Consider the following 24178-nt stretch of genomic DNA (forward strand, 5'->3'; position numbering starts at 1 on the left):
TCCGTCGATATTCGATATTTATCTGATCGATATTCGTTATTCAACCGTCACGCTCTTCGCCAGGTTGCGGGGCTTATCCACGTCGTAGCCTTTGGCTACGCCGATGTGGTAGGCCAGCAGCTGCAGCGGGATGCAGTTGAGCATCGGGGCGAGGATCTCGTCGGTCTCCGGCACTACGATCACGTCTTCGGCCAGCGCGGTGCTTTGCTTGTCGCCGTCGTTGATGATGGCGATCACGCGGCCTTTGCGGGCCTTGATCTCCTGCATGTTGGAGATCACCTTTTCGTGGTAGGAGTCTTTGGTGGCGATAAACACCACGGGCAGGCTCGGGTCTACCAGCGCGATCGGGCCGTGCTTCATTTCAGCGGCGGGGTAGCCTTCGGCGTGGATGTAGGAGATCTCTTTCAGCTTCAGCGCGCCTTCGAGGGCAACGGGGAAGTTGTAGCCGCGGCCCAGGTAGAGGCAGTTGGTCGCGTCTTTATACTTCTCGGCAAGGGTCTTTATCGACTCGTTCTGCTGGAGGATGGCCGCCACTTTCTCGGGGATGCTGTCCAGTTCGCGCACCAGCTCCAGGAAGCGGTCCTGGCTGATAGTACCTTTCTCGAGCGCCAGCTTGAGGGCCACCATGGTAAGCACGGCCAGCTGGCCGGTGAATGCCTTGGTGGAAGCCACGCCGATCTCGGGACCGGCATGGGTGTAAGCGCCGGTGTCGGAGAGGCGGGCGATGGAGGAGCCCACCACGTTCACGATACCCATGATGATAGCGCCCTGCTTCTTGGCGTTTTCCAGCGCCACCAGGGTATCGGCCGTCTCGCCGCTCTGCGAGATCGCGATGATCACGTCGCCGGGGTGGATGACGGGGTTGCGGTAGCGGAATTCCGAAGCGTATTCCACTTCCACGTTGATACGGCAAAGTTCTTCGAAAATATACTCGGCAATGAGACCGGCATGCCAGCTGGTGCCGCAGGCAACCATCACGATGCGGTTGGCACTCATCAGCTGCTCGGCGTACTTGGCGATGCCGCTCATCGTGATGGTCCCGGCCGACGCGTCGAGGCGGCCACGGAGGCAGTCCTTGATGGTCTGGGGCTGCTCGAAGATCTCCTTCAGCATGAAGTGATCAAAGCCGCCTTTTTCAATGGCTGCCAGCTCCATGTCGAGCTTCTGGATGAACGGCGTCTGGCGCTCATTGCCCAGGTTTTTGAGAATAAGCTCGTCGGCCTTGATGATGGCCAGCTCGTAGTCGTTTACGTATACAACTTCCTTGGTGTACTCGATGATGGGGGAGGCGTCGGAAGCGAGGAAGTGCTCGTTCTTGCCGATGCCGATCACCAGCGGCGATCCTTTGCGGGCCGTGATGAGGGTGTCGGGATTATCCTGGTCCATCAGCACGATCACGTAAGCGCCGACGACGCGCTTGAGGGCCACGCGTACGGCTTCCTCGAGGGGGCAGCCCAGGTTGTTGCGGATGTCTTCAATAAAGTTGAGCAGCACCTCGGTGTCGGTGTCGCTGTGAAAGGTATAGCCCTTGCGCTGCAGGTCTTCCTTCAGCTGGGCGTAGTTCTCGATGATGCCGTTGTGGATCATCGCCAGCTTGCCCGAGGCGGAAAGGTGGGGGTGTGCGTTGCGGTCGTTCGGCTCGCCGTGGGTAGCCCAGCGGGTGTGGCCGATGCCGATATGCGAGTGCAGGTTCTTGCCAACGAGGGTTTCTTCCAGGTCGGCTACCTTGCCTTTTTTCTTGTAGACCTTCAGATCCTGGTCGAGCAGGGCCACGCCGGCGCTGTCGTAGCCGCGGTACTCGAGGCGCTTGAGTCCTTTGAGTACAACGGGATAAGCTTCACGGGGGCCAATATAGGCAACAATTCCGCACATAGTGGGTTGGTGAGTTTATGTTAAGGGGGCAAAATTCAGCAAAAACAGGGACACTACCAAGGTTCTGGGGTTCTAAGGTTTTGGGGTTCTAAGGTTGGTTCAGGCGGCTGATCAAAAAACCAACACCGGAACCATAAAACCCCGAAACCTTAGAGCCGCTCCTTAGCGAACGACTTCTTCAATGGGCTTGCCCACGCAGGCATTGGGCATCTGAATGTGCAGCAGGGCGGCGATGGTGGCGGCGATGTCGGTCATATACACTTCGCGTACAAGGCGGCCGGGCTGCTGCTTCCAGCCAAAGAATACCAGCGGGATGTGGGCGTCGTAGGGGTAGGGGGCTCCATGGGTGGTGCCGGTGTTGCCGCCCCAGTCGAACCAGCCCGGCTTGAACATAAACTGGATGTCGCCGCTGCGCTTCTGGTTGTAGCCGTTCATGACCATATCGGCGATCCGCGGCGGCAGGGTAGCGGTGGTGAGGTTTTCAAGGTCCACCGCCTTCGACATCCCGGGCTGGCGCATCAGCTCGCTCATAATGAAGTTCTTGATGGCGGCGCGGTCGGCGCCGGCCTTGCGGATGGCGTCGTTGTCGAGGTATACCTGGTAATTGATCAGCGACTTGATGGGGCGGCGGAGACCGAAGGCACGGCCCGTGGCCTGGTTGAGGCTGTCCATCAGCGCACGGTCGTCAACGCGGCCCGCCGGCAGTTTGTGTGCTTCGGCGAAGCCCGGGCTGTGGGCGGCGCCGTGGTCGGCGGTGAGGAAGAGCAGGTATTTGCCCTTGCCTACCGACGCGTCGAGAAACTTCAGGAAGGAAGCGATCTCCCGGTCGAGGCGCAGGAAGCAGTCTTCGGCTTCAATGGAGTTGGGTCCGAAGGCGTGCCCGATATAGTCGGTAGACGAAAGCGACACGGTAAGGAAGTCGGTAAAGGCGCCCTTGCCGAGTTGCTCCGCGCTCACGGCCGCCTTCGCAAATTCAAGCGTATAGGTGTTGCCCCAAGGCGAGGTGCGGAAGGCATCCATCGACACATTGCCTTTGAGCGTATCCATAATGTGCGGGAACGTGTTGCCGCCACCCGGCTGCACGCCTTCCCAGCGCTGTGCGTCGGCGCTGCTCTGGCTGTAGGTGCTGACCGGGTATAAGGTGTTCCAGTTGTTTTTGAGGTAGGCGTCCGGGAGGGCGCGGGCGTTGAATTTCATTACCCAGGCCGGCATGCTGCTGCCATAGTAAGTGCTCGTGATCCAGCCGCGCGCGCTGTTGTCGAACCAATAAGCCTGGTTGGCCGTGTGGCCGCCGGGCAGGATGGCGCCGCGGTCTTTGAGGGCAATGGCGATCGTCTTGTTGCGGAAGTTGGTAGCGAGGCGCAGTTCGTCGGTGATGGTGTTGGCCCAGAGGTTCTTCGGCGACATCTGTCCCCAAACCGTATTGGTGCCAACGCCACGTACCGTCTTGTCTTCCGTGCAATACATGGTGGTGTCTACGCTACGGTCCCACCAGGTGTTGGAAATGATGCCGTGCAGGGAAGGCACGCTGCCGGTGTACACGCAGGTGTGGCCCGGCGCGGTGTACGTAGGTGTGTAGGGGATGAAGGTGTTCTCGCAGCTGAAACCTTCGCGCAGCAGGCGCCGGAAGCCATCATTGCCATAGCGATCGGCATAGCGGTAGAGATAGTCCCAGCGCATCTGGTCAACTACGAGTCCCACCACGAGTGCGGGGCGCTCTGGTGCCTGTGCAAAGGAAGGAGTAAGGGAAAGGAGGAAAAAAAGGGCGGTTAGCCAACGTTTCATGTGTGCAGATTAGGCCGCAAAATTAGGGCGGCGTTGCGGAAGGGCGGCAGGCCTGCTATAAATTTCGATTATATCTTTAAGCCATGAAAAGCCTCCTCCTGCTGCTTGCCTGTGCGGTCTCACTCGTATCTGCGGCGCAGCCTGCCACCAGCACCATGGTTGAAGCCGAGAAAAGCTTCGCCGCCTTCTCCGTGAAGAACGGAACACGCGAAGCCTTCCTTGCCTTCGTGGACAGCAATGCTGTTCTGTTCAGCCGCGACTCCTTCACCAACGGAATGCAGCTCTGGCTCGGTCGCGAAAAGCGCCCGGGCATCCTCGACTGGAAGCCCGTGGTGGCCGAACTGGCGCGCTCCGGCGACTGGGGCTTCACCACCGGGCCCTTTACCTTTACGGCCAAGGCAGGTGATACCGCTACCAGCCGCGGGCATTTCTTTACCATCTGGCACAAGGCCGCCGACGGGCAGTGGAAATTCCTGTTCGACTGCGGTGCCGAAGGCGGCAGGGAGCCGCTGAACGAACTCTATTCTTTCCAGGCGCCGAAGTTGCCGGGAACACTCGCCGCGCTGATGCAGGCCGAGCGCGACCTGGCGGCACGTCTCAAAACCGACCCCGTGGGCGCACACCAGCAATACCTTTCGGTAACCTCGGTGCTTGTGCGCAACGGCCAGGCCGTGGCCATCACCCCGGGGCAGCAAACAAAATGGTTTCGCGGCCTGCCGGCGTCGATCATCTCAGCGCATTCCGGTCACCTCATGGCACCATCTAATGATATGGCGCTTATTTACGGCACCATCATCTCCGGTACGCAGGGCGAAAGGAAAGAGCCCTTCCTGCGTCTCTGGCGCCACGAGCCGGGCGGCTGGCGCCTGGCGGCGGAGCTGCTGCGACTGTGATCTGCAATCTGCAATTTGGAAATCTGGAATCTAAGGACCATGTTGCCATGGCGGTTTGCGTCCTAGATTCCAGATGGTCAGATTCCAGATCCTTCGATTCCTTTTTGTACCTTTGCGCCAATTTTTCGCCCTCCGCGCTTGCCCCGGCTGCATTTGCAGGCGGTGGCGCGGTGGGTTTCACCTATAAAAACTTGTGATTCATGGCTGATATCTTCGAGCGCCTGGTCAAAAATTACGGACCGATTGGACAACACCGCGAACGTGCACACGGCTATTTTGCTTTCCCCAAGCTGGAAGGCGAGATCGGCAGCCGCATGAAATTCCGCGGCAAGGATGTAATCGTGTGGAGCCTCAACAACTACCTCGGGCTTGCCAACCACCCCGATATCCGCAAGGCGGATGCCGACGGTGCCAAGGATTTTGGACTGGCTTACCCCATGGGCGCCCGGATGATGAGCGGCAACTCGAACTACCATGAGCAACTGGAGCAGGAGCTTGCCGAATTCGTAGGCAAGGAAGACGCCGCCCTCCTCAACTTCGGCTATCAGGGCATGGTGAGCATCATCGATGCCGTTTGCTCCCGCCACGACGTAATCGTTTACGACGCCGAAAGCCACGCCTGCATCATCGACGGCCTGCGCCTGCATGCCGGTCACCGCTTTGTATTCAAGCACAACGACCTTGAAGACTTTGAAAAGCAGATGCAGCGCGCCTCCGCCCTTATCGAGGGTAAGGCCGGCGGCATCCTCGTGATCACCGAAGGCGTCTTCGGCATGGCCGGCGACCAGGGGAAACTCAAAGAGATCATCGACCTCAAATCAAAATACGACTTCCGCATCCTGGTAGACGACGCCCACGGCTTCGGTACCCTCGGTGCCACCGGCGCCGGCGCCGGTGAGGCGCAGGGTGTACAGGAAGGCATCGATCTCTACTTCTCCACCTTCGCCAAGTCGATGGCCTCCATCGGCGCCTTCGTGGCCGGCGACCGCCAGATCGTAGACTATATCCGCTACAACATCCGCTCGCAGATCTTCGCCAAGAGCCTGCCCATGCCTATCGTACTCGGCAACCTGAAGCGCCTCGAAATGCTGCGCTCGATGCCCGAGCTGCGCGAGCAGCTCTGGAAGAATGCCCTCGCCCTGCAAGCCGGTCTTAAGGAGCGCGGCTTCGACATCGGCAACACCGATACCATGGTAACACCCGTGTACATGAAGGGTGGGGTAGAAGAAGCCACCGCCATGGTGATGGACCTCCGCGAGAACTACGGCATCTTCTGCTCGATCGTGGTATACCCCGTTATCCCGAAGGGCCACATCATCTACCGCCTCATCCCCACCGCATCCCATACGGAGCAGGACATCCAGGATACGCTCAAAGCCTTCAGCGAAACGAAAGCCAAGCTGGATGCGGGTGCGTACAAGGTGGAAGCGATTCCGGATATGGCCGAGACGAAGGCATAAGAAGGAAAAGAAGGTTCGGAACCGCGAAGAGAAAAAGAAAAAAAGCGATTCGCTAAGTTTTATAGTCCTGCCTGACGGCAGGACTTTTTATTTTTCAGGATGCGTTCTGATAGTGCCAGTTGTTGACAATTCTGCGGATGCCTTCTTTCATCAGCACCACATTGAAGTTTAACAGGAAGCCGAGGCGTCGATCATAAAGCTTCAGGTATGTAAGCGTCTGGGCAAGGTGAATGGGCGCAAAGCAGTCGGCCGCCTTTATCTCTACAGGCACCAAGTCGTTGATCAATACATCCATCGCGTATGTTTTGCCCAGGTCAGCCCCCTTATAGTGGTAATTAATGGGAACTTCAAGATCGACCTTGTATCCCCGAAGTTCCATTTCCCGGGCAAATGCGAGTTTGTAAGCCGATTCAAGAAGCCCGGGTCCAAGCGCTCGATGAACCGTAATAGCTGCATCGACGATATCAGCTGCAATTTTTTCGATATCCAGTTCCATGTTATTTTTTTTACCAAATCTATCTGGCCAGGAATCGGATTGCCATGCGAAATAAACCAGATGAGTGTGGTTTTTTCCTGTTATTAAGATGATGTTTTAACCACTTGAACTTCGCGTATCAACTTCTTTCCTTCTTTCTTCGCGGTTCCGAACCTTGTTTACCTTTTCTTAACTTCCGGTCAGTTAAAGTATTTACCGCTCCTCAAATCGTGGGGCGCGCAAAGCCCCCTTGGGCTTATATTTAGCCCCTTAAACCCCTTACGCACATGCGCATTCTATTCCTGTTCCTCTTCCTGCCTTTTGTGGCGCTTGCCCAGAAAAAGCAGATCACGATGGAGGATATTTACAAGAAGGGCACCTTCCGCAGTGAGCCCGTCGCCGGCTTTTCTTCCACCGCCGACGATAAGCTTTTCGACCCCGAGGAGATCAAGGATGAATCTGGTAAGAAGATCAGCATCCAGGACTACTCCCTGTCGGGCGACAAAAAGCGGATCATCTTCTTCACCGGCCGCGAGCCCATCTACCGCCACTCCTCCAAGGCGACGGTATATGTATACGATCTGAATACGAAGAAGACCCTGCCGCTTGCCGCAGGCAAAGTGCTCCACCCGACCTTCTCGCCCGATGGCACCCGGATCGCCTACGTATTCGAGAACAACCTTTACGTACGCGACCTCGCCGCCGGCCAGACCACGCAGGTCACCACTGACGGCAAGTGGAACCACATCATCAACGGTAACTGCGACTGGGTATACGAGGAAGAATTTTCCTTCACCCGCGCCTACGAGTGGAGCCCCAACAGCCAGTACCTCGCTTACTATAAGTTCGACGAAACCAACGTGAAGGAGTTCCAGTTCACGATGTACGACAGCGCCTACAACCGCCAGTACGGTTACAAGTATCCCAAGGCCGGTGACAATAACTCCAAGGTGGAGATCCACCTGTACAACCTGGCTTCGAAAAACGACGTGCGTGCCCAGTACGAGCAGGGCGATATCTACATCCCGCGCATCAAGTGGACGCAGGACGCCAGCCCCAAGCTGGTGGTGTTCTGGCTCAACCGCCACCAGAACGACCTGCGCCTGCTGCTCACCAACCCCGCTACCGGCGCGGCTTCGCAGCTGTACCGCGAGCAGAATAAGTACTATGTAGACATCAGCGACGACTGGCAGTTCCTCAAGGATGGCAAGAGCTATCTCTTTACCTCCGAGATGAACGGCTTCAACCAGCTTTATCGCTACAGCATCGACGGCAAGGACAAGATCCAGATCACCAAGCTGAAATACGATATCGCCAACATCAACGGCGTGGATGAAAAGAACGGCCTCGTATACTACACGCTGGCTTACCCCACCCCCATGGACCGCAACCTCTTCGTGTCGGACTTCAACGGCAAGATGACGAAGCAGCTTACCCAGGGCCCCGGCACCCACCGCGCCGAGATCAAGGACGACTTCACGCAGTTCATGGACTACTATTCCAACATCAACACCCCGCAGGTGGTGAGCCTCTACGATCTGAAGAAGGACAAGGCTTTCCTCAACAAGGTACTCAACGAAAACAGCAAGCTGAAAGGCGTGCTTGAAGAATATGGCGTGGGCAAGGTGGATTTCATCCGCGTGCCCAACAGCAAAGGCGATACGCTCAACGGCTGGATGCTGAAGCCCGCCAACTTCGACCCCAACAAGAAGTACCCCGTGCTGTTCTGCAACTACGGCGGCCCCGGCTCGCAGCAGGTGGCCAACCGCTTCGGCGCTACCTCCATGTGGCACCAGATGCTGGCCCAGAAAGGCTTTATCGTGGTATCGGTAGACAACACCGGCACCGGCTTCCGCGGCGAAGAGTTCAAGAAGAAGACCTACCTGCAGCTCGGCAAGTTCGAGATCGAAGACCAGATCGACGCCGCCAAGTGGATGGCGAAGACGATGCCTTTTGTTGACAAGAACAATATCGGCCACTGGGGCTGGAGCTTCGGCGGCTTTATGAGCTCGCTGGCCATCACCAAGGGCAACGATGCCTTTACCGCAGCCGTAGCCGTGGCACCGGTAACTTCCTGGCGCTTTTACGACAACATCTACACCGAGCGCTACATGCGCACCCCGCAGGAGAATAAGGCCGGCTATGACGACAACGCGCCGCTCAACTTCGTGAACCGCATCAAAGGCAAATACCTCCTCATCCACGGCACCGCCGACGACAACGTGCACTTCCAGAACAGCACCCAGATGGTGTCGGCGCTGGTGAAGGCCAACGTGGACTTCGAGACGATGTATTATCCCAACAAGAACCACGGCATCTCCGGCCAGGGCGACAACACCACCTTCCACATCTGGAGCAAGATGACCAACTGGATCCTCGACAACCTCGGCAACGAGAATGTGAACAAGACCCATGTGGGTAACGCGATCAATGCTCCGAAGAAGGAGTTTTAAGGTGAAGTAGGTTTTTTACCGCCAAGAGAATAAGAAAAGAAGTTGTTGCGCTAAGATGATATGTAGAAGGTCCCGCCATTGGAGGGGCCTTCTCAATTATGTCCCTTAGCGTAACGCTTGTTCAACTTCTTTTCTTAGCGGTTGAAAACACTTCTTTCCCTTACTCCCCTTATTATGCCCCGTTTTTCCAGGTGCCGGTGAGGCGCAAACGTTCCCGGTAAAAACCGGCTCTGAAAACGCCTAATCCTTACCTTCGCCCCTTATTATTTGACCCAAATCAAACCCTGCAATGACGCAAAAGATCAAGGTGGCCAACCCGGTGGTAGAACTGGATGGCGACGAAATGACCCGCATCATCTGGAAATTCATCAAGGATAAACTGATCCTGCCCTATATCGATGTGGACATCAAATACTTCGACCTCGGTATCGAGTATCGCGACCAGACGAACGACCAGGTGACCATCGATGCCGCCAACGCTATCAAGCAATATGGTGTGGGCATCAAGTGCGCCACCATCACCCCCGACGAAGAGCGCGTGAAGGAATTCAGCCTGAAGCAAATGTGGAAGAGCCCCAACGGCACCATCCGCAACATCCTCGACGGCACCGTGTTCCGCGAGCCGATCGTGATCAAGAACATCCCCCGCCTCGTTACCAACTGGGATGCCCCGATCATCGTGGGCCGTCATGCTTTCGGCGACCAGTACCGCGCCACCGACTTCGTTACGAAGGGCAAGGGCAAGCTCACCGTCAAGTTTGAAGGTGAAGATGGCCAGGTGATCGAGCACGAGGTTTACAACTTCAAAGGCGACGGCGTTGCACTCACCATGTACAACACCGACGAGTCGATCCGCGGCTTCGCGCACAGCTGCTTCAACATGGCGCTGAGCAAGGGCTGGCCGCTCTACCTCTCCACCAAGAACACGATCCTCAAGAAATACGATGGCCGTTTCAAGGACATCTTCGAAGAGATCTATCAGAACGATTACAAGCAGAAGTTCGCCGACGCGGGCATCACCTACGAGCACCGCCTCATCGATGACATGGTGGCCTCCGCCCTCAAGTGGAACGGCAACTTTGTTTGGGCCTGTAAGAACTACGACGGCGACGTGCAGAGCGACACCGTTGCCCAGGGCTTCGGCTCGCTGGGCCTCATGACCTCCGTGCTGGTAACACCCGACGGCAAAACCATGGAAGCGGAAGCTGCCCACGGCACCGTTACGCGTCACTACCGTGAGCACCAGAAAGGTCGCCCGACTTCTACCAACCCCATCGCTTCGATCTTCGCCTGGACGCGCGGTCTCGCCTTCCGCGGCAAGCTCGATGGCAACCAGGAACTCATCGACTTCTGCAACAACCTCGAAGCGGTGTGCATCGAAACCGTTGAAAGCGGTAAGATGACCAAGGATCTCGCCCTCACCATCAACCCCGGTAAGGCCGAGCATGGTAAAGATTACCTGTACACCGAGGAATTCCTTGAGGCTATCGATCAGAACCTGCAAAAGAAAATGGGCAAGTAGGTCACTGACTGGTCCATGTACTGATGAGAAAAAGCGCTGGCATCCACCAGCGCTTTTTCTATGGATAAAGGCCCTTAGTCTTTGAAGACGCCTTTAAAGCTTTTGCGAAACGCATAATAATCCGGTAGCGACACATGCTGTACATAAGACTGCCCCGGGTGCTGCGACACGAACTCCTGGTGATAGCGCTCCGCTGGGTAAAACGCCGTAAGCGGCAGCACCTGTGTGGCGATCGGTTTTTGGTACCTGCCGGAAGCTTTCAGCTTCGCGATTTCTTCCTCGATGATCTGCTTCTCCGCGGCGCTTCGATAAAAGGCGATCGACCGGTACTGCGTGCCGCGATCGGGTCCCTGGCCGTCCACCTGCGTCGGGTCCTGGCTCGCGAAGAAAGCCTGCACCAGCGTGCGGAAGGAGATGACCTTCGGATCGTAATACACCTGCACACTCTCGGCATGACCGGTTCTGCCCGAGCTGACATCCTCGTAGCTCGGGTGCTTTGTGCTGCCGCCGGCATAGCCCGACACGGCGTCGCGCACCCCTTTCAGGCTCTGGAAAATAATCTCCGAATGCCAGAAGCAGCCTTCGGCAAAGGTGGCTACCGCCTCTCCGGAGGCCGGTGCTTTCGAAGATCCGACGTGGATCTGGTATTGGCCCATGCCGGCCTGCGGGTTGCAGGCGATGACGCCTGCGGCAAGCAGTAACAGGAGTAGCTGTTTCATGATCGTTCGTTTTGATTATTGTTTCGACGATGTGGGCGGCTTGCCACCTTCCGGAACAAAGAGGAGCGCGGCTGAATTCATACAGTATCGCTTGCCCGTGGGCGGCGGCCCGTCGTCGAACAGGTGACCCAGGTGCGAGCCGCTCCTGCTGTCGATCACCTCGGTGCGCACCATGCCATAGCTCCGGTCTTTCCGCAGGATTACCGATCCGGGAATGGCTTCATAGAAGGAGGGCCAGCCGGTGCCTGAATGAAACTTGGTTTCGGAACGAAACAGGGGCTGCAGCGAGGCCGCCGAGTAGTAGGTGCCCTTTTGCCAGAAGTCATCGTACTTGCCGGTGCCGGCCGTCTCGGTGCCCTGCTCACGCAGGATGTGGTATTGCTCCTTCGTGAGGCGCGCCCGCCATTCGGCGTCACTGTAGCGGATGGGAAATTTGTCTTGATGCGGCCTGTCTTTTTGTGCCTGCGCACAGCCGGCAACGAGCAGTGCGGCGACACCGAATACGAACAGATAATTCATAAGGGTGTTTTTAATAAGTTACGCAAATGCGCTGGGGCCGGTTCCCATCAAAATGTGAAGATGCGCGGCCTGAAATGGCTCAGTGGCCGGAGTAATAATCATAGCCGCGCTCGGCCCAGTAGTCCCGCGGCGGTGTGTTGCTGAAGAACAGGGTCCCGATGCGCTTAAGGTGCTTGATGCCGTATTTCACCGGTATGATGAGGCGGAGCGGCGCACCATGATCGGAGCTGAGCGGCGCCCCGTTCATCTCGTAGCAGAGCAGGGTTTGCGGGTGCAGGGCGCTGGGCATATCGATGCCCACATAATAGCCGCCATCGGGTGTTTCCAATCCTACATAACGTAGTTTTTCTTTTTGCTTCAGGCCATAATGCTCGAGAAATGTTTTGAGCGAAACGCCACCCCAATGGGTCACCTGGCTCCAACCCTCGATGCATTTAAAGTCGAACACGATCTCTTTTTTCGGAAGGGCTTTTATGTCGTCGAGGGTGAGGCGAAGCGTGTCGCCCGGGGCGCGCACCACCGACAGGTGCCAGTTGGCCGGATCGACCGGGCCGCGGGTGCCGAGCCGCCCGTTGACGCGCGGGTTGCGCAGCGCCGCACTCAGTGGGTAGCTGCGGGCCAGTTTGCCGGAGTCGTAGAATTTGCTGAAGATCTTCTCGTTGGTCTGCAGGGCCGAACGCAGGGGCGCCGGCGTTCCGTCGCGGTCGGGCTGCCGGCCGATCCAGCGGAAGAGCAGCCAGATGCCGCCCAGCATTAGCAGAAAGGCGGCAAAGGAAAGGAGTGTGCGCCGGCGCCACTGCGCGTGCGTCAGCAGGCGGGGTTCAGGGTTCTTCATGTTGATTGGTTTTTGTATCCCGCACCGTTTCCCAGCCGGTGACCATCGACTGGAAATTATTCCAGCCGGCGCGGAGCACCTGCAGGATGTGGATGAGGAAGAAAAAGACGTAACTCAGCGTGAGCACGAAATGCTCTAAGCGCGCGGCCTCGTAGCCGCCGCAAAGGGCCGCGATGCGATGCGCCTGTATGGGCTTGTAAATGGCGAGGCCGGTGAGGATCGAACCGGCACCCATCAGGATAATGGCGGTATAGGCGATGCGCTGCGCACCGTTGTATTTCGACTGCGGCGGCGCGGTTTTGCGCAGGTGCAGGTCGTGCAGCAACACCTGCCAGGCCTCGCGAAACGAGTGCCGGTTGGGCAGCAGGTAGCGCCATTCGCCCGAAACGACCGTATAGCAGACGTAGAGCAACCCGTTGATGAAAAAGACCCACATGATGGTGAAATGCCAGCTCATGCCTTCCGCCAGTCGGTAGGGGATTTTGAGTGCGCGGTAAAAGCCTTCGGGGAAAAAATGAAACCAGCGGCGGCCGCCGATGCGGAGGCCGTAGACGCCGTTGGCCCAGTAGATCAGCAGGCCGCTCCAGATCATACCGGCCAGCACCGGGAAGTTGACCCAGTGAAACCAGCGGATGGCAAGCGGGTGCTTACGGACGACCTTCCGGCTGCGGCGCATTGACTGCTGTTTAATGGCGGTGAAGAAATGGGCCCGGATCCGAACCTACAAGTTACGGAATCGCCGGTGCGAACCGCTGCTACAGCTGCCCGGCCCAGAAAAAAAGCGCCATTCGTATGAATGACGCTTCTCCTATAGTAGGTACGATGATTACCCCATTATCCTACCCCATTAACCCCATTCATTAATACGCTGCGATCACATTATAAAGCGTATCCCGCTCTACCGGTTTACGGCGTACTTGCTTGATGAGGGTAACGATCTCTTCGGTCGTCATCGCGGGTGTTTGTTCCTCGGATCCGGCCATCGAGTAGATCTTGGTGGTGTCGTCGATGGTACCGTCGATATCATTCACGCCGAAGGCGAGGGAGAGCTGGGCGTTCTTGCGGCCCAGCATCGGCCAGTAGGCTTTGAGGTGCGGGAAGTTGTCGAGGAAAAGCCGCGCGATGGCATAGCACTTCAGGTCTTCCACCAGGCTCACCTCGGGCACATGGCTCATGTCGTTGTCGCCGTTGCGGAACTTAAGCGGGATGAAGGTGTTGAAGCCACCGGTGCGGTCCTGCAACTCGCGTAGGCGCAGCATATGGTCTACACGGTCGGCATAGCTTTCCACGTGGCCGTAAAGCATCGTGGCGTTGCTGTGCATGCCCAGCTTGTGCGCGGTTTCGTGGATGTGAAGCCAGCCGGCGCCGTCAACCTTGTCGGCGCAGATCTTCTGGCGCACTTCCTCGTTGAAGATCTCGGCGCCACCACCGGGCATCGATTGCAGGCCGGCGTCGCGCAGGATGGTGAGGCCTTCTTCCACGCTCACCCTGGCCTTGCGGAACATATAATCGAGCTCCACGGCGGTGAAGCCTTTAATGTGCAGGTCGGGACGGTGCGCGCGGATCGCCTTCAGCAGGTCGACGAAGAAATACAGGTTCATCTTCGGGTGTACGCCGCCTACGATGTGCACTTCGGTCTCCGGCTTGCCGTCGTATTTCTTCACGATGTTGAGCATGTCTTCGATACTGAACTCCCAGCCTTCCTCGCGTTTTGCGTAGAGGCGCGAGTAGGAGCAGAAGTGGCAGGAGAACACGCACACGTTGGTGGGCTCGATATGGAAGTTGCGGTTGAAGTAGGTATTGTCGCCGTGCTTTTGCTCGCGCACGTGGTTGGCAAGTGCGCCGGCATAGGAGAGGGTGGCGGTCTCAAACAGCAGGAGTCCGTCTTCGGAGGAGAGGCGGGTGCCTTCCAGCACCTTGCGGCCAACGGCTTTCAGTTCGGGGCTTTGTTCCTCCACGAGGCGCTCGATCGGTAGGATACTCATGGCCGCAAAGCTACGCCAATACCAGTTCTGCGGGCCCCGCCGCCGCATTTTTAGCAGCTTCTTGCCTGCGTGTGGTTCGCAAAAAAGGCTATCTTTCGCGTTCAATCAAAACGTCTTGCTGATGAACCTGAAATTCCGGCTAACCCTAATGAGCTTTCTGCAGTTTTTCGTGTGGGGTGCCTGGCTGATTACGATCGCTACTTATTACTTCAACAACCCGGCCTTCGTAGCCAATAACCCGAATGCCGGCGCGCAGTTCGGTGCCATCTTCGGAACGCTTGCCCTTTCCTCGCTGTTCATGCCGGCCGTTACCGGTATCATCGCCGATAAATTTATCGACGCGGAAAAATTGTACGGCATCCTGCACCTGCTTTATGGGGTATGCCTCTTTATGGTGCCGCGTGCCGAAACGGCCAACCAGCTGTACTATACCATCTTCGCCGCGATGATCTGCTATATGCCCACGATCTCGCTGTCGAACTCTATTGCGTATACGATCCTCAAGCGCGAAGGCTACGACGTGGTGAAGGTATTCCCGCCGATCCGCGTATGGGGCACCATCGGCTTCATCGTGGCCATGTGGCTCACCAACCTTACGGGCTCCAAGGCAAACACCAACCAGTTCATCATCGGCGGCATCGGTGCGGTGGCACTCGGCCTTTTCTCGTTTACACTGCCGAAGTGCCCGCCCCAAAAGAGTATGGAGCGCGGCTCCGGGCCGCTGGAAGCCTTCAAGCTGTTTGGCAACTACAAGATGGCGCTCTTCTTCCTGTTCTCGATGCTGCTCGGGGGCGCCCTGCAGCTTACCAACGCCTATGGTGATACCTTTCTCGACGACTTCAAAAACAATTCGCTTTATGGCCACGATTCCTTCGTGGTAAAATATTCGACCATCATCATGTCGATCTCGCAGGTGTCGGAAACGCTCTTCATCGTCACTATTCCCTTCTTCCTGCGCCGCTTCGGCATCAAGAACGTGATGCTGTTCTCGATGATCGCCTGGGTGCTCCGCTTCGGGCTTTTCGCCTACGGCAACCCGGCTGAGGGTCTCTGGATGATCATCCTCTCCTGTATCGTTTACGGGATGGCTTTCGACTTCTTCAATATCTCGGGCTCGCTTTTCGTGGAAACGACTACCGACGCCCGGATCCGCTCCAGCGCCCAGGGCCTGTTTATGATGATGACCAACGGTGTCGGCGCCTTCCTCGGCAGCCGCATCAGCGGCTATGTCATCGACCAGTATTTCACGCACAACGGCCAGAAGGACTGGCACAATATCTGGCTTTCCTTTGCCGCCTATGCGCTGGTGGTAGCTATTTTGTTTGTGGTTCTTTTCCGCCACAAGCACGATCCGAAGGCAGTAGTCGCAGTGGCTCATTGATCCTGACTTTTACTGAAATACAAGAAGCCCGCACGGTATCGTGCGGGCTTCTTGTTTTATGGAAAGGTGCCGCCGGTTGCAGCGTTAAACGTTCCCGCGGATGTTTTTCGAACAAGGGTTATGGCAATGCGGTATTTTCCTCCTTCGCGGGCGTCGAGGGGGGGTAACCTTTGAAAAAACCGGATTTTTCAATACTGATGACTGCAGTGCCCGTTACAAGCGCGGTACTGATGGCGTAACGCCCCTGGTCATCGGTGGTGGCGGTTTGCAGGCCCGCGCCTACCACCGCATTTTCAACCGGAAGCCGCGGCATGTTGGTTGCCTGTCCAGATAACGCTATCCAGGTATTGCCTGCGCCCTGCACCTCAATAGTTGTTCCTCTATCTGCTTCAGTTGGTTTTTTGCAGCTGGTGATGAACAACAGGCTGACAAATAAATGCCCAGGCAAGGCGTTGCTTCATTTGTGTCGGTTTGGTGAAGTTTGTGGACTGGTTACACTGGTTTCAGTAAAAAGACAAAAGGGGCGGCTTTTTGGCTGCGTGCTAAAAATAACAAAAAAAGCCTCCCGCGGGGGAGGCTGTATTTCTACGAATAACGTTCTTAGATATGCGCTTCGATCTTCTTCACGAAGTTCGACTTGGGCTGCGCGCCCACCAGCTTGTCTACCACCTGGCCGTTCTTGATGAACAGGATGGCGGGGATGGAGGTGATGCCGTAGTTCATGCTCACCTGGGGGTTCTCGTCCACGTTCACCTTGCCGACGTTCACCTTGCCGGCGTATTCTTTCGAAAGCTCGTCGATGACCGGGCCGATCGCGCGGCAGGGGCCGCACCACTCCGCCCAGAAGTCTACAACAGTAAGCTTATCTGCGTTCAGCACATCCGTCTGAAAATTCGCATCTGTAAATGCTTGTGCCATAATTCGGGTTGTTTTGAGTTTTTTCTGTTTTCAGTACTAAGGGCAACAAATTTAATTCCGTACCATATTCGTGCGCCAGGCCCTGCCGGTTTGACAGCTAGGCCGTCAGCACCTTCACGTCGATCTCCGGGCGGCCGTCGAGCCACTGGATTAGGTCCCAGTTCATCTCGAAACCCGCGCCCAGCGTGGAAAAGCCGGCCTTGAGCGCGGCCTTGGGCTCTTTCACAACGATCTTCAAACCGGTGCTGCCGGGGTTTTTCTTGATATTATCATCTAAAAATTCAATAATGCCGGGCTCCAGGTTGCGCACATCCAGCTCCAGTTGCAGCGCTTTTGTCATCTGCCGCTTCATGTTCTCCGCCAGGTTGATCGAGCCGGGCTTGAACTCGTATTCGTCGCGGTAGCGGTGTTTCTGGAAGGAGCCGGTGAGCAGGATGGCGGCGCCCGCCTGCAGGTAGGGGCTGAACCGCACGTAATCATCCCCGAAGAGTACCATCTCGGTCTTGCCCGAATAGTCTTCGAGCACATAAGAGCCGAATTTGTTGCCCTGCCGGGAGATACGCTGCTGCGCGCCGGTAACGAGACAAAGCAACTTGAACGTGCGTCCCTGCGCCGCCAGCAGCTTCGAGTCCTTGGTTTCGTTGAAATCGGCCACGGCCGTTACACCGTAGTGCTTCATCTCGAACTTATAGTGATCCAGCGGGTGCCCCGAAAGGTAGATGCCCGCTACTTCCTTTTCTTTTTCCAACTGCTCGGTGAGCGACCATGGCGGGCAGCCGGGGATCACCGGCGGCTTGATGTCGAGCACGGCCGGCAGGTCGCCGAACAGCGTGTTGGTGGTGTTGACGCTCTGCGCCTGCACCACCTGCCCGAACTTCACCATCTTATCGAGGCCGCTCTGCGTTTCGCCCTCGGGCACGCAGATATACTGGGCGCGGTGCAGCGCCGGGAAGGAGTCGAAGGCGCCGGCAAACACGAGGCATTCCAGCGTGCGCTTGTTCACCGTGCGGGTGTTCACGCGCTTGATGAAGTCGAAGGGATCCTGGTAGCGGCCGCCATCCTTGCGCTCGGCGATGATATTCTCCACCGCGTTCTCGCCCACACCCTTAAGGCCGCCGAGGCCGAAGCGGATATCGCCCTGCTCGTTTACGGCAAAGCCTTTCTTTGATTCGTTGATGTCGGGGCCGAGCACTTTCAGTCCCATCCGCTTGCATTCCTCCATGAAGAAGGTGAGCTTGTCGAGCGCGTTGGCGTGGTTGAGCACCGCCGACATATACTCGCCCGGGTAGTGGGCTTTGAGATAAGCAGTTTGATAGGCTACGAAAGCATAGCACGTAGAGTGCGACTTGTTGAAGGCGTACTGGGCAAAGGCTTCCCAGTCGGTCCACACCTTCTCCAGCACTTTCGCGTTGTGGCCTTTACCAACGGCGCCGTCGATGAACTTGCTCTTCATCTTATCCAGCGTCTTGCGGTCCTTCTTACCCATGGCCTTCCGCAGAACGTCCGCGTCGCCCTTGGAGAAGCCGGCGATCTTCTGCGCCAGCAGCATCACCTGTTCCTGGTACACCGTGATGCCGTAGGTTTCCTCCAGATACTCGGCCATCTCTTCGATGTCGTACACCACTTCCTCGCGCCCGTGCTTCCGGTCTACGTATTGGGGGATGTACGCCATCGGGCCCGGGCGGTACAGGGCGTTCATGGCAATGAGGTCGGCAAACTGGTCAGGCTTCAGTTCCTTGAGGTACTTCTGCATGCCCGGCGATTCAAACTGGAAGGTAGCGATGGTGTCGCCGCGCTGGTACAGCTCGTAGGTCTTTTCATCATCCAGCGGCACGTCGTCGATCACAATGTCGACACCATGATTTTCCTTGATCATGATGAGCGCGTCGCGGATGATGGAGAGGGTCTTCAGACCCAGGAAGTCCATCTTGATAACGCCGGCGTCTTCAATGATGGAGCCTTCGATCTGGGTGATGAGAAGATCCGAATCTTTCGCGGTGAAAACGGGGATCAGCTCCGTCAGGTCTTTGGGGGCGATGATGATACCGGCGGCGTGGATGCCGGTGTTGCGCACCGAGCCTTCGAGCTTTTCGGCAATGCGGAGCACATCGGCGGCCATGTCTTTGCCAGCGTAGATCTCGCGTACCTTTTTAATGTTCTCGATATCATCCTGACCATACTCGTCGTCGAGGGGCTTGTCGCCTTCCTTCGAGGTAAAGGGCGCATGCAGCACGCGGTACAGCTTGGTGCCGGGCTTTTCGGGAATGAGCTTGGCGAGTGCGTTGGAGTCGGCAAGGGGCAGGTCCATCACGCGGGCCACGTCCTTGATGCTCGAGCGGGCGGCCATCGTACCGTAGGTCACGATCTGGGCCACCTGGTTCTGCCCGTATTTCTGCACCACGTAATCGATCACCTTCTGGCGGCCTTCGTCGTCGAAGTCCGTATCGATATCGGGCATCGACTTACGATCGGGGTTGAGGAAGCGTTCGAACAGGAGCTTGTACTTGATCGGGTCGATATTGGTGATGCCGATGCAATAGGCCACCGCCGATCCCGCGGCCGATCCGCGGCCAGGGCCTACGAACACGCCGAGATCCCGGCCCGCCTTGATGAAGTCGGATACGATGAGGAAGTAGCCGGCGAATCCCATCGTTTTAATGGTAAACAGCTCAAAGTCGAGGCGTTCCCGTATTTCTTCGGTGATCTCGCTGTAGCGGGCGCGGGCACCTTCATAGGTAAGAAAGTGCAGGTATTCCCACTGGTTCAGGTTGGAGTCGTCGTGCACCTGGAACTCCTTTGGCAGCGGAAAAGCAGGAAGGAGGATGTCGCGCTTCAGGTTGAGCAGCTCCACCTTGTCCACGATCTCGTTGGTATTATCGATGGCTTCCGGGATATCCTGGAAGACCTTGATCATCTCCTCGGTCTTCTTGAAATAAAACTGGTCGTTCGGGAAGGCGAAACGGCTGTTCTTCAGGTTCACGTCATCGTCCGAAAAATCACGGTTGGCCGGCGTGGCTACCTTTTCGCCGGTGTTGATACAAAGCAGGATGTCGTGGGCGTTGAAGTCTTCCACGTCGGTATAGTGCGAGTCGTTGGACGCGATCACCTTTACGTTGTGCTTCTTCGCGAATTTCACCAGCACCTGGTTCACTTTATCCTGTTCCGCCATCCCGTGGCGCTGGAACTCCACGTAGAAGTCCTCGCCAAACAGGTCGAGCCACCATTTGAATTCCTGCTCCGCTTCGTCTTCGGTCTTATACATAATGGCCTGCGGCACCGAAGCGCCGAGGCAGCACGTGGTGGCGATGAGACCTTCGTGGTATTTTAAAATGAGTTCCTTGTCGATACGCGGGTACTTGGAGTACATACCCTCCATAAAGCCGAGGGAGGTGAGTTTCACCAGGTTTTTGTAACCCTGCTCGTTCTTGGCCAGGAGGATCTGGTGAAAGCGGCGGTCTTTTACTTCTTTGGTGAACGTCTTGGCGAAGCGGTTCTCCACGAGGTAAAATTCGCAGCCGACGATCGGCTTTACCTTGGGCTTGCCATTCTCGTCGGTGTGCTTGTAGGCCTGCGACACGAATTCGAACACACCGAACATATTGCCGTGGTCGGAGATGGCGAGCGCCGGCATGCCGTCGGCGATCGCTTTCTTATAGAGGGAGTTGATAGAAGCGGCGCCGTCGAGAAGGGAATATTGCGTGTGGACGTGTAAGTGGGAGAATTTCATAGCGTCGTGGGTGCACCGGCGCTGCGGCCGGGGCAGGCGTGCAAGTTACGCCCGAAGGGCGGAAAACACCGGCACTTTAACCGGCTCTTTTAATCCACATTTTTGCGCAAATTTTTTATAATTTCGTCTTCCACCTAATCGATACCTATGATCCGGCAGTTCATCCTGATGGCCGCCCTCGCCACCGCGGGCAGCGCCAGCGCGCAGGGCGGTACCAAGTCCGCCACCGGCCCCCAGAGCGTTCGCTTCCTGGAGGATATCGAAGTAGGTTTCGGTCCCGCCGCTAATAATGCAACATCGCCGGCTAATTCCATCGCCCATAAGCCGGGTGCCCTGCCCAATGCGGCTCCTGTAAAATCGGTCGCCCACGGCGCGCCGGTGATGCCCACCCCGCGCAAGCCCGATTTCAGCATCGAAAACGCCGGTACGCTTCATCTGAAGTTCGCCCTGCTGCTCAATACCGAAGTAGAGGCGGTTCCCGAACTGCCACTGCTGGTGCTGATGGACGACTGGTGGGGTACGAAATACCGCCTCGGGGGAAACGACCGCAGCGGCATCGACTGCAGCGGATTTACCTGCATGCTGTACCGGGAGCAATTCCAGGTGCTGCTGCCCCGCACCGCCCGTGACCAATTCGCGGCCACCCGCAGCGTCGATCCGTCGCAACTGAAAGAAGGCGACCTGGTATTTTTTACCACGGGCGGGTCGATCACCCACGTCGGCTTCTACCTGCAGAACAATAAGTTCGTTCACGCCTCCACTTCCGAAGGCGTCACCATTTCCGACCTCAACGACCGTTACTGGCAGGCGCGCTTTGCCGGGGCGGGAAGGTGGGAGACGGGGGCGGTGCCGGTCAATGGTGGTGTAAGGCCTTAAGCCCGGTTGAGAGAAAGGCTTTTGAAGTAAAAAAGAGTCTTTCACCGCGAAGAGAATAAGAAAAGAAGTTGTTACGCTAAGATTATACAAATAGGTCCCGGCTTGCCGGGACCTATTCAATTATATTCCTTTGCGAAACGCTTATTCAACTTCTTTTCTTCGCGGTGAAAGACCCTTCTTCACCTTAAAAATCTTCCAGCGAAGAACTCCTGAAGCGGTCATTCTTTACTACCCAAACCGAGACGTTTCTTGATTGTTTCCCACACCGGCATGATATCCGGGGAAAGCTTCAGCGCCAGCACGCCGGTGGCAAAAGTGACGCTGAAAATGGTCGTGCGCAGCACCAGCCACCAGAAGCCCGTATGATCGCGGCCCGCGAAGTAGGCCAGCAGGTAGCAGGCCGCGGCCAGCAGCAGCGTGTACAGGGTGTTGATCGTAAAGGGCTGCATCCCGTAGCGGCGCCACAGGAAGATATAGCGCACGGCATTGAACACGGTAAAGGCGACGAGCCCGCTCACAGCCGGCCCGTAGATACCCACTTTCCGGGTGAGCAGGTAATTGAGCGGCAGCGCCAGGGTGAACAGGATGAGTCCGCTTGTAAATTCAAAGCGCCAGGAGGTGGAAGTAGCAATGATCTGCGAGGAAAGACCAGTACCCATATCCAACACCCGCGTCAGGCCGAGGAAGAAGAATACGAGGAAGGCGTAATTGAAGTCTTTCTGTATATGAAAGGTAAGCAGCGCGTCGCGGAAGTTGAGCCAGATAAGGCAAAACATGGCAACCGAAAACACCAGCTGGTTGATCGACGAGCGCTGGTAGATCCGCCCGATCCGACCAAGGTCTTTGGCCCGCCAGCCCTCCGACAGGTGGCTTACCGCCGCCGATACGATGGCCCGCTGCGGGGCCTGGATGAGGCTCGCCAGGATCTCTCCAAGCGAGTAAATCCCCGCCATGGCCATACCGTCGGGGAGCACCGCCGCGATGATCAACTTATCAACTACCGAAACCAGGTTGAAGATGATGGTGCTCGACCAGGTAAAGGTGGTGAGTGCGAGAATCTTTGATTTCAGGCGTCGCGACACTTTGCTGACGCGGAAGGTAAAATGCACAACGTCCATGCGCCACAGCACCAGCAGGAGCAGGAGGCCGATGAGCAGGTAAAGGAGCGAATAGATATGGATGAAGCGGTCGAAGCTCCGGATGACCCCCAGGGTGGTGAGCACGATCAGCAGCATCGTAAACAGCCGGAAGAGCACCTCCTTGAAAAAATTACTCAGAACCGACTTGCCGTGAAACCACGAGAAGCCTTCCAGCACCGCGTAAATAGTGTAGCCGAAGGCAAAGGGATAGATCCAGTAGTAATACTTCGGAAGCTCGGGGGCGTTGTTGAATACTTTGTTGACCACCGGCTCTTTGAACACCGCTCCGATGATGGCAACGACCACAAAGCCCAGCAGGGGAAAGAGCAGTGCCCAGGTAAACTGGTCGTTTTGCCTGCGGGGCAGATGCGCATTGTAATAGGGGAAGAACTTGGTGATGTAGGAGAGTGTGCCGAAAGATGCAAGGGTGAAAAAAATGCTCGCCACCGACAGGAAGGTCATGGTGAGCCCGTATTGCTCTTTGGTTAAGCCGCCCTCCCGGGTAAAGAGGTACGTATTGACGAAACCGAGCAGGAAGCCAAAGTATACGATGGCTGAAGAGAAAAGGCTTTGCTTCCGGATGGTGCTCATGGCGGCGAAGATAGGGATCGTGAATCGAGGTCCGTCAGCTGCGGGCGAGGGGCTTTCTGAAGAGGAGCAGGTTTTCGCCCTCGACGGTGCGGGGGCCGTCGTTGCGCAGCCCGAGCCGCTCCAGCAGGCGGATCGAGCGATGATTGTCCGGAAGTGTAATGGCAAATACCTCGGGCAGGACGCCGTTTTGCGCCAGCCTGTCCAGGAGGGCTTTACTCGATTCGTAGGAATAGCCTTTTCCTTCATGCTCCGGAAGCAGCGCAAAGCCGATATCCGGATGTTCCAGCCAGGGACGGCGGATCAGCGTGGTGATACCCACCGGGATGCCGCTTTCGCGCAGCCGAACCACGTGAATGGTGGCATTGGCATTGCCCAGCATCCCCTGTATATAGCGTACCGCGTCTTCTTCAGAATGCACCTTGCGGTCGCCGATAAAGTGAAGCCAGCCTTCGGAGTTGACCAGCCCGCGGATAAAGGTGCTGTCGTCGATCCGCAGGATGTCGAGGCGGAGGCGCCCGGTTTCGAGGTGATCGGGGAGGAGGCCCGCGCCCTGGCGCTGCAGGAAGTCACCATCGATGATCAGGAGGCGAACGCCGTCTTCCGACACCGAGCGGTGGCTGCTCAGCTCGTCCGACACCACGTAGGTGCCGCCTTCCCGCAGCTCGATGCGCTCGCCGCTTTGCAGCTCACTGGTGAAGTGCCCCTGCAGGCAATGCACAATATGCCCCTTGCGGCACCAATGGTCGGCAAGGTAGCCCGGCGAATACTCCACGATCCGGATGCGCAGGCCGCCGAATTGCTGCGTCTGCCACCAGGAGGTGCCCGTTTCACCCTTGTGCTCGGTCTTTTCTATGTGCGACCAGTCGATGGCCTGGAAGGGAATGTTGATTTGTGCCATGGGATGTGGGGCGAGCGATAAAGAACGCTGATTCCGCAGGCGGAATACGCTGATTGGTTATGATGTTTTATGATTGGCTGACGCACGCGATCTCATCTGCGTGCACCATAAAAATCATAAGAAATCTGCG

Annotated in this window: 19 protein-coding genes; 6 read left to right on the plus strand and 13 right to left on the minus strand. The window is 57.0% G+C overall.

All coding sequences use genetic code 11. From position 1 onward, the window contains the following. Positions 1-36: 36 nt before the first annotated feature. Together glmS and pafA are read right to left on the minus strand one after the other, a co-directional pair. Complete coding sequence (gene glmS, locus EPD60_RS14835; RefSeq protein WP_131450299.1) at positions 37-1872, minus strand: glutamine--fructose-6-phosphate transaminase (isomerizing); 1836 nt, start codon at positions 1870-1872, stop codon at positions 37-39. Positions 1873-2034: 162 nt separating this feature from the next. After that, a complete protein-coding gene (gene pafA, locus EPD60_RS14840; RefSeq protein ID WP_131450300.1) occupies positions 2035-3657 on the minus strand; it encodes an alkaline phosphatase PafA in 1623 nt (540 codons plus the stop codon). An 83-nt stretch (positions 3658-3740) separates the two neighbouring features. Between pafA and EPD60_RS14845 the strand changes: the two genes are divergently transcribed. Then, positions 3741-4550 carry a Cif family virulence factor gene (locus EPD60_RS14845; protein ID WP_131450301.1) on the plus strand — a complete coding sequence of 270 codons (810 nt, stop codon included), beginning with the start codon at positions 3741-3743 and terminating at the stop codon, positions 4548-4550. A 200-nt stretch (positions 4551-4750) separates the two neighbouring features. Continuing rightward, the gene (locus EPD60_RS14850) at positions 4751-6010 is read left to right on the plus strand and encodes an aminotransferase class I/II-fold pyridoxal phosphate-dependent enzyme (RefSeq protein WP_131450302.1); all 1260 of its coding nucleotides are present in this window, start codon (positions 4751-4753) and stop codon (positions 6008-6010) included. A 94-nt stretch (positions 6011-6104) separates the two neighbouring features. Here the strand turns inward: EPD60_RS14850 and EPD60_RS14855 are convergent, their stop codons facing one another. Then, positions 6105-6506 (minus strand): GxxExxY protein, encoded by a 402-nt coding sequence (locus EPD60_RS14855; protein WP_207896692.1) that lies wholly within the window; start codon positions 6504-6506, stop codon positions 6105-6107. Between the two features lie 266 nt (positions 6507-6772). Between EPD60_RS14855 and EPD60_RS14860 the strand changes: the two genes are divergently transcribed. Next, complete coding sequence (locus EPD60_RS14860; RefSeq protein WP_131450303.1) at positions 6773-8938, plus strand: S9 family peptidase; 2166 nt, start codon at positions 6773-6775, stop codon at positions 8936-8938. A gap of 289 nt (positions 8939-9227) precedes the next feature. Continuing rightward, on the plus strand, positions 9228-10460 hold the full coding sequence (locus EPD60_RS14865; protein ID WP_131450304.1) for an NADP-dependent isocitrate dehydrogenase: 1233 nt from the start codon (positions 9228-9230) through the stop codon (positions 10458-10460). Between the two features lie 74 nt (positions 10461-10534). Here EPD60_RS14865 and msrA read toward each other — a convergent pair whose 3' ends face one another. The 5 genes from msrA to mqnE all read right to left on the minus strand — a co-directional run bounded on the left by msrA (position 10535) and on the right by mqnE (position 14518). Next, entirely contained in the window at positions 10535-11179 is a 645-nt protein-coding gene (msrA, locus tag EPD60_RS14870; protein ID WP_131450305.1) for a peptide-methionine (S)-S-oxide reductase MsrA, read from the minus strand. 15 nt (positions 11180-11194) lie between these two features. Further along, complete coding sequence (msrB, locus tag EPD60_RS14875; protein ID WP_131450306.1) at positions 11195-11698, minus strand: peptide-methionine (R)-S-oxide reductase MsrB; 504 nt, start codon at positions 11696-11698, stop codon at positions 11195-11197. Positions 11699-11777: 79 nt separating this feature from the next. Further along, entirely contained in the window at positions 11778-12533 is a 756-nt protein-coding gene (locus EPD60_RS14880) for a molybdopterin-dependent oxidoreductase (protein WP_131450307.1), read from the minus strand. Then, the gene (locus tag EPD60_RS14885) at positions 12520-13209 is read right to left on the minus strand and encodes a cytochrome b/b6 domain-containing protein (protein ID WP_131450308.1); all 690 of its coding nucleotides are present in this window, start codon (positions 13207-13209) and stop codon (positions 12520-12522) included. The genes EPD60_RS14880 and EPD60_RS14885 overlap by 14 nt, the downstream gene beginning before the upstream one ends. Before the next feature lie 184 nt (positions 13210-13393). Continuing rightward, on the minus strand, positions 13394-14518 hold the full coding sequence (gene mqnE / locus EPD60_RS14890; protein WP_131450309.1) for an aminofutalosine synthase MqnE: 1125 nt from the start codon (positions 14516-14518) through the stop codon (positions 13394-13396). 121 nt (positions 14519-14639) lie between these two features. Between mqnE and EPD60_RS14895 the strand changes: the two genes are divergently transcribed. Continuing rightward, positions 14640-15899: a nucleoside permease gene (locus EPD60_RS14895; protein WP_131450310.1), complete on the plus strand. Its 1260-nt coding sequence runs from the start codon at positions 14640-14642 to the stop codon at positions 15897-15899. A 118-nt stretch (positions 15900-16017) separates the two neighbouring features. Here EPD60_RS14895 and EPD60_RS14900 read toward each other — a convergent pair whose 3' ends face one another. The 3 genes from EPD60_RS14900 to dnaE form a co-directional block, all read right to left on the minus strand. Beyond that, complete coding sequence (locus EPD60_RS14900; protein WP_131450311.1) at positions 16018-16347, minus strand: carboxypeptidase regulatory-like domain-containing protein; 330 nt, start codon at positions 16345-16347, stop codon at positions 16018-16020. A gap of 152 nt (positions 16348-16499) precedes the next feature. Then, on the minus strand, positions 16500-16817 hold the full coding sequence (gene trxA, locus EPD60_RS14905; protein ID WP_131450312.1) for a thioredoxin: 318 nt from the start codon (positions 16815-16817) through the stop codon (positions 16500-16502). 97 nt (positions 16818-16914) lie between these two features. Next, positions 16915-20544 (minus strand): DNA polymerase III subunit alpha, encoded by a 3630-nt coding sequence (gene dnaE / locus EPD60_RS14910; RefSeq protein WP_131450313.1) that lies wholly within the window; start codon positions 20542-20544, stop codon positions 16915-16917. A gap of 147 nt (positions 20545-20691) precedes the next feature. On the opposite strand from dnaE, the gene EPD60_RS14915 reads away from it, so the two are divergent. After that, complete coding sequence (locus EPD60_RS14915) at positions 20692-21420, plus strand: C40 family peptidase (RefSeq protein WP_131450314.1); 729 nt, start codon at positions 20692-20694, stop codon at positions 21418-21420. 218 nt (positions 21421-21638) lie between these two features. Here the strand turns inward: EPD60_RS14915 and EPD60_RS14920 are convergent, their stop codons facing one another. Together EPD60_RS14920 and EPD60_RS14925 are read right to left on the minus strand one after the other, a co-directional pair. Continuing rightward, positions 21639-23150, minus strand: coding sequence for a lipopolysaccharide biosynthesis protein (locus tag EPD60_RS14920; protein WP_131450315.1), 1512 nt, complete (start codon positions 23148-23150; stop codon positions 21639-21641). A gap of 34 nt (positions 23151-23184) precedes the next feature. Beyond that, the gene (locus tag EPD60_RS14925; protein ID WP_131450316.1) at positions 23185-24048 is read right to left on the minus strand and encodes a DHCW motif cupin fold protein; all 864 of its coding nucleotides are present in this window, start codon (positions 24046-24048) and stop codon (positions 23185-23187) included. Between the last annotated feature and the right edge of the window lie 130 nt (positions 24049-24178).

Source organism: Flaviaestuariibacter flavus (assembly GCF_004337505.1).
Classification (GTDB): domain Bacteria; phylum Bacteroidota; class Bacteroidia; order Chitinophagales; family Chitinophagaceae; genus Flavisolibacter; species Flavisolibacter flavus.

Bases quoted from the DNA above. Each gene is read 5' to 3' on its own strand.
- EPD60_RS14885 (WP_131450308.1), bottom strand. From the start codon at position 13,209: ATGCGCCGCAGCCGGAAGGTCGTCCGTAAGCACCCGCTTGCCATCCGC.
- glmS (WP_131450299.1), bottom strand. From the start codon at position 1,872: ATGTGCGGAATTGTTGCCTATATTGGCCCCCGTGAAGCTTATCCCGTT.
- dnaE (WP_131450313.1), bottom strand. From the start codon at position 20,544: ATGAAATTCTCCCACTTACACGTCCACACGCAATATTCCCTTCTCGAC.
- trxA (WP_131450312.1), bottom strand. From the start codon at position 16,817: ATGGCACAAGCATTTACAGATGCGAATTTTCAGACGGATGTGCTGAAC.
- EPD60_RS14915 (WP_131450314.1), top strand. From the start codon at position 20,692: ATGATCCGGCAGTTCATCCTGATGGCCGCCCTCGCCACCGCGGGCAGC.
- EPD60_RS14855 (WP_207896692.1), bottom strand. From the start codon at position 6,506: ATGGAACTGGATATCGAAAAAATTGCAGCTGATATCGTCGATGCAGCT.
- EPD60_RS14920 (WP_131450315.1), bottom strand. From the start codon at position 23,150: ATGAGCACCATCCGGAAGCAAAGCCTTTTCTCTTCAGCCATCGTATAC.
- EPD60_RS14845 (WP_131450301.1), top strand. From the start codon at position 3,741: ATGAAAAGCCTCCTCCTGCTGCTTGCCTGTGCGGTCTCACTCGTATCT.
- EPD60_RS14925 (WP_131450316.1), bottom strand. From the start codon at position 24,048: ATGGCACAAATCAACATTCCCTTCCAGGCCATCGACTGGTCGCACATA.
- EPD60_RS14880 (WP_131450307.1), bottom strand. From the start codon at position 12,533: ATGAAGAACCCTGAACCCCGCCTGCTGACGCACGCGCAGTGGCGCCGG.
- EPD60_RS14850 (WP_131450302.1), top strand. From the start codon at position 4,751: ATGGCTGATATCTTCGAGCGCCTGGTCAAAAATTACGGACCGATTGGA.
- EPD60_RS14860 (WP_131450303.1), top strand. From the start codon at position 6,773: ATGCGCATTCTATTCCTGTTCCTCTTCCTGCCTTTTGTGGCGCTTGCC.
- msrB (WP_131450306.1), bottom strand. From the start codon at position 11,698: ATGAATTATCTGTTCGTATTCGGTGTCGCCGCACTGCTCGTTGCCGGC.
- msrA (WP_131450305.1), bottom strand. From the start codon at position 11,179: ATGAAACAGCTACTCCTGTTACTGCTTGCCGCAGGCGTCATCGCCTGC.
- mqnE (WP_131450309.1), bottom strand. From the start codon at position 14,518: ATGAGTATCCTACCGATCGAGCGCCTCGTGGAGGAACAAAGCCCCGAA.
- EPD60_RS14895 (WP_131450310.1), top strand. From the start codon at position 14,640: ATGAACCTGAAATTCCGGCTAACCCTAATGAGCTTTCTGCAGTTTTTC.
- EPD60_RS14865 (WP_131450304.1), top strand. From the start codon at position 9,228: ATGACGCAAAAGATCAAGGTGGCCAACCCGGTGGTAGAACTGGATGGC.
- pafA (WP_131450300.1), bottom strand. From the start codon at position 3,657: ATGAAACGTTGGCTAACCGCCCTTTTTTTCCTCCTTTCCCTTACTCCT.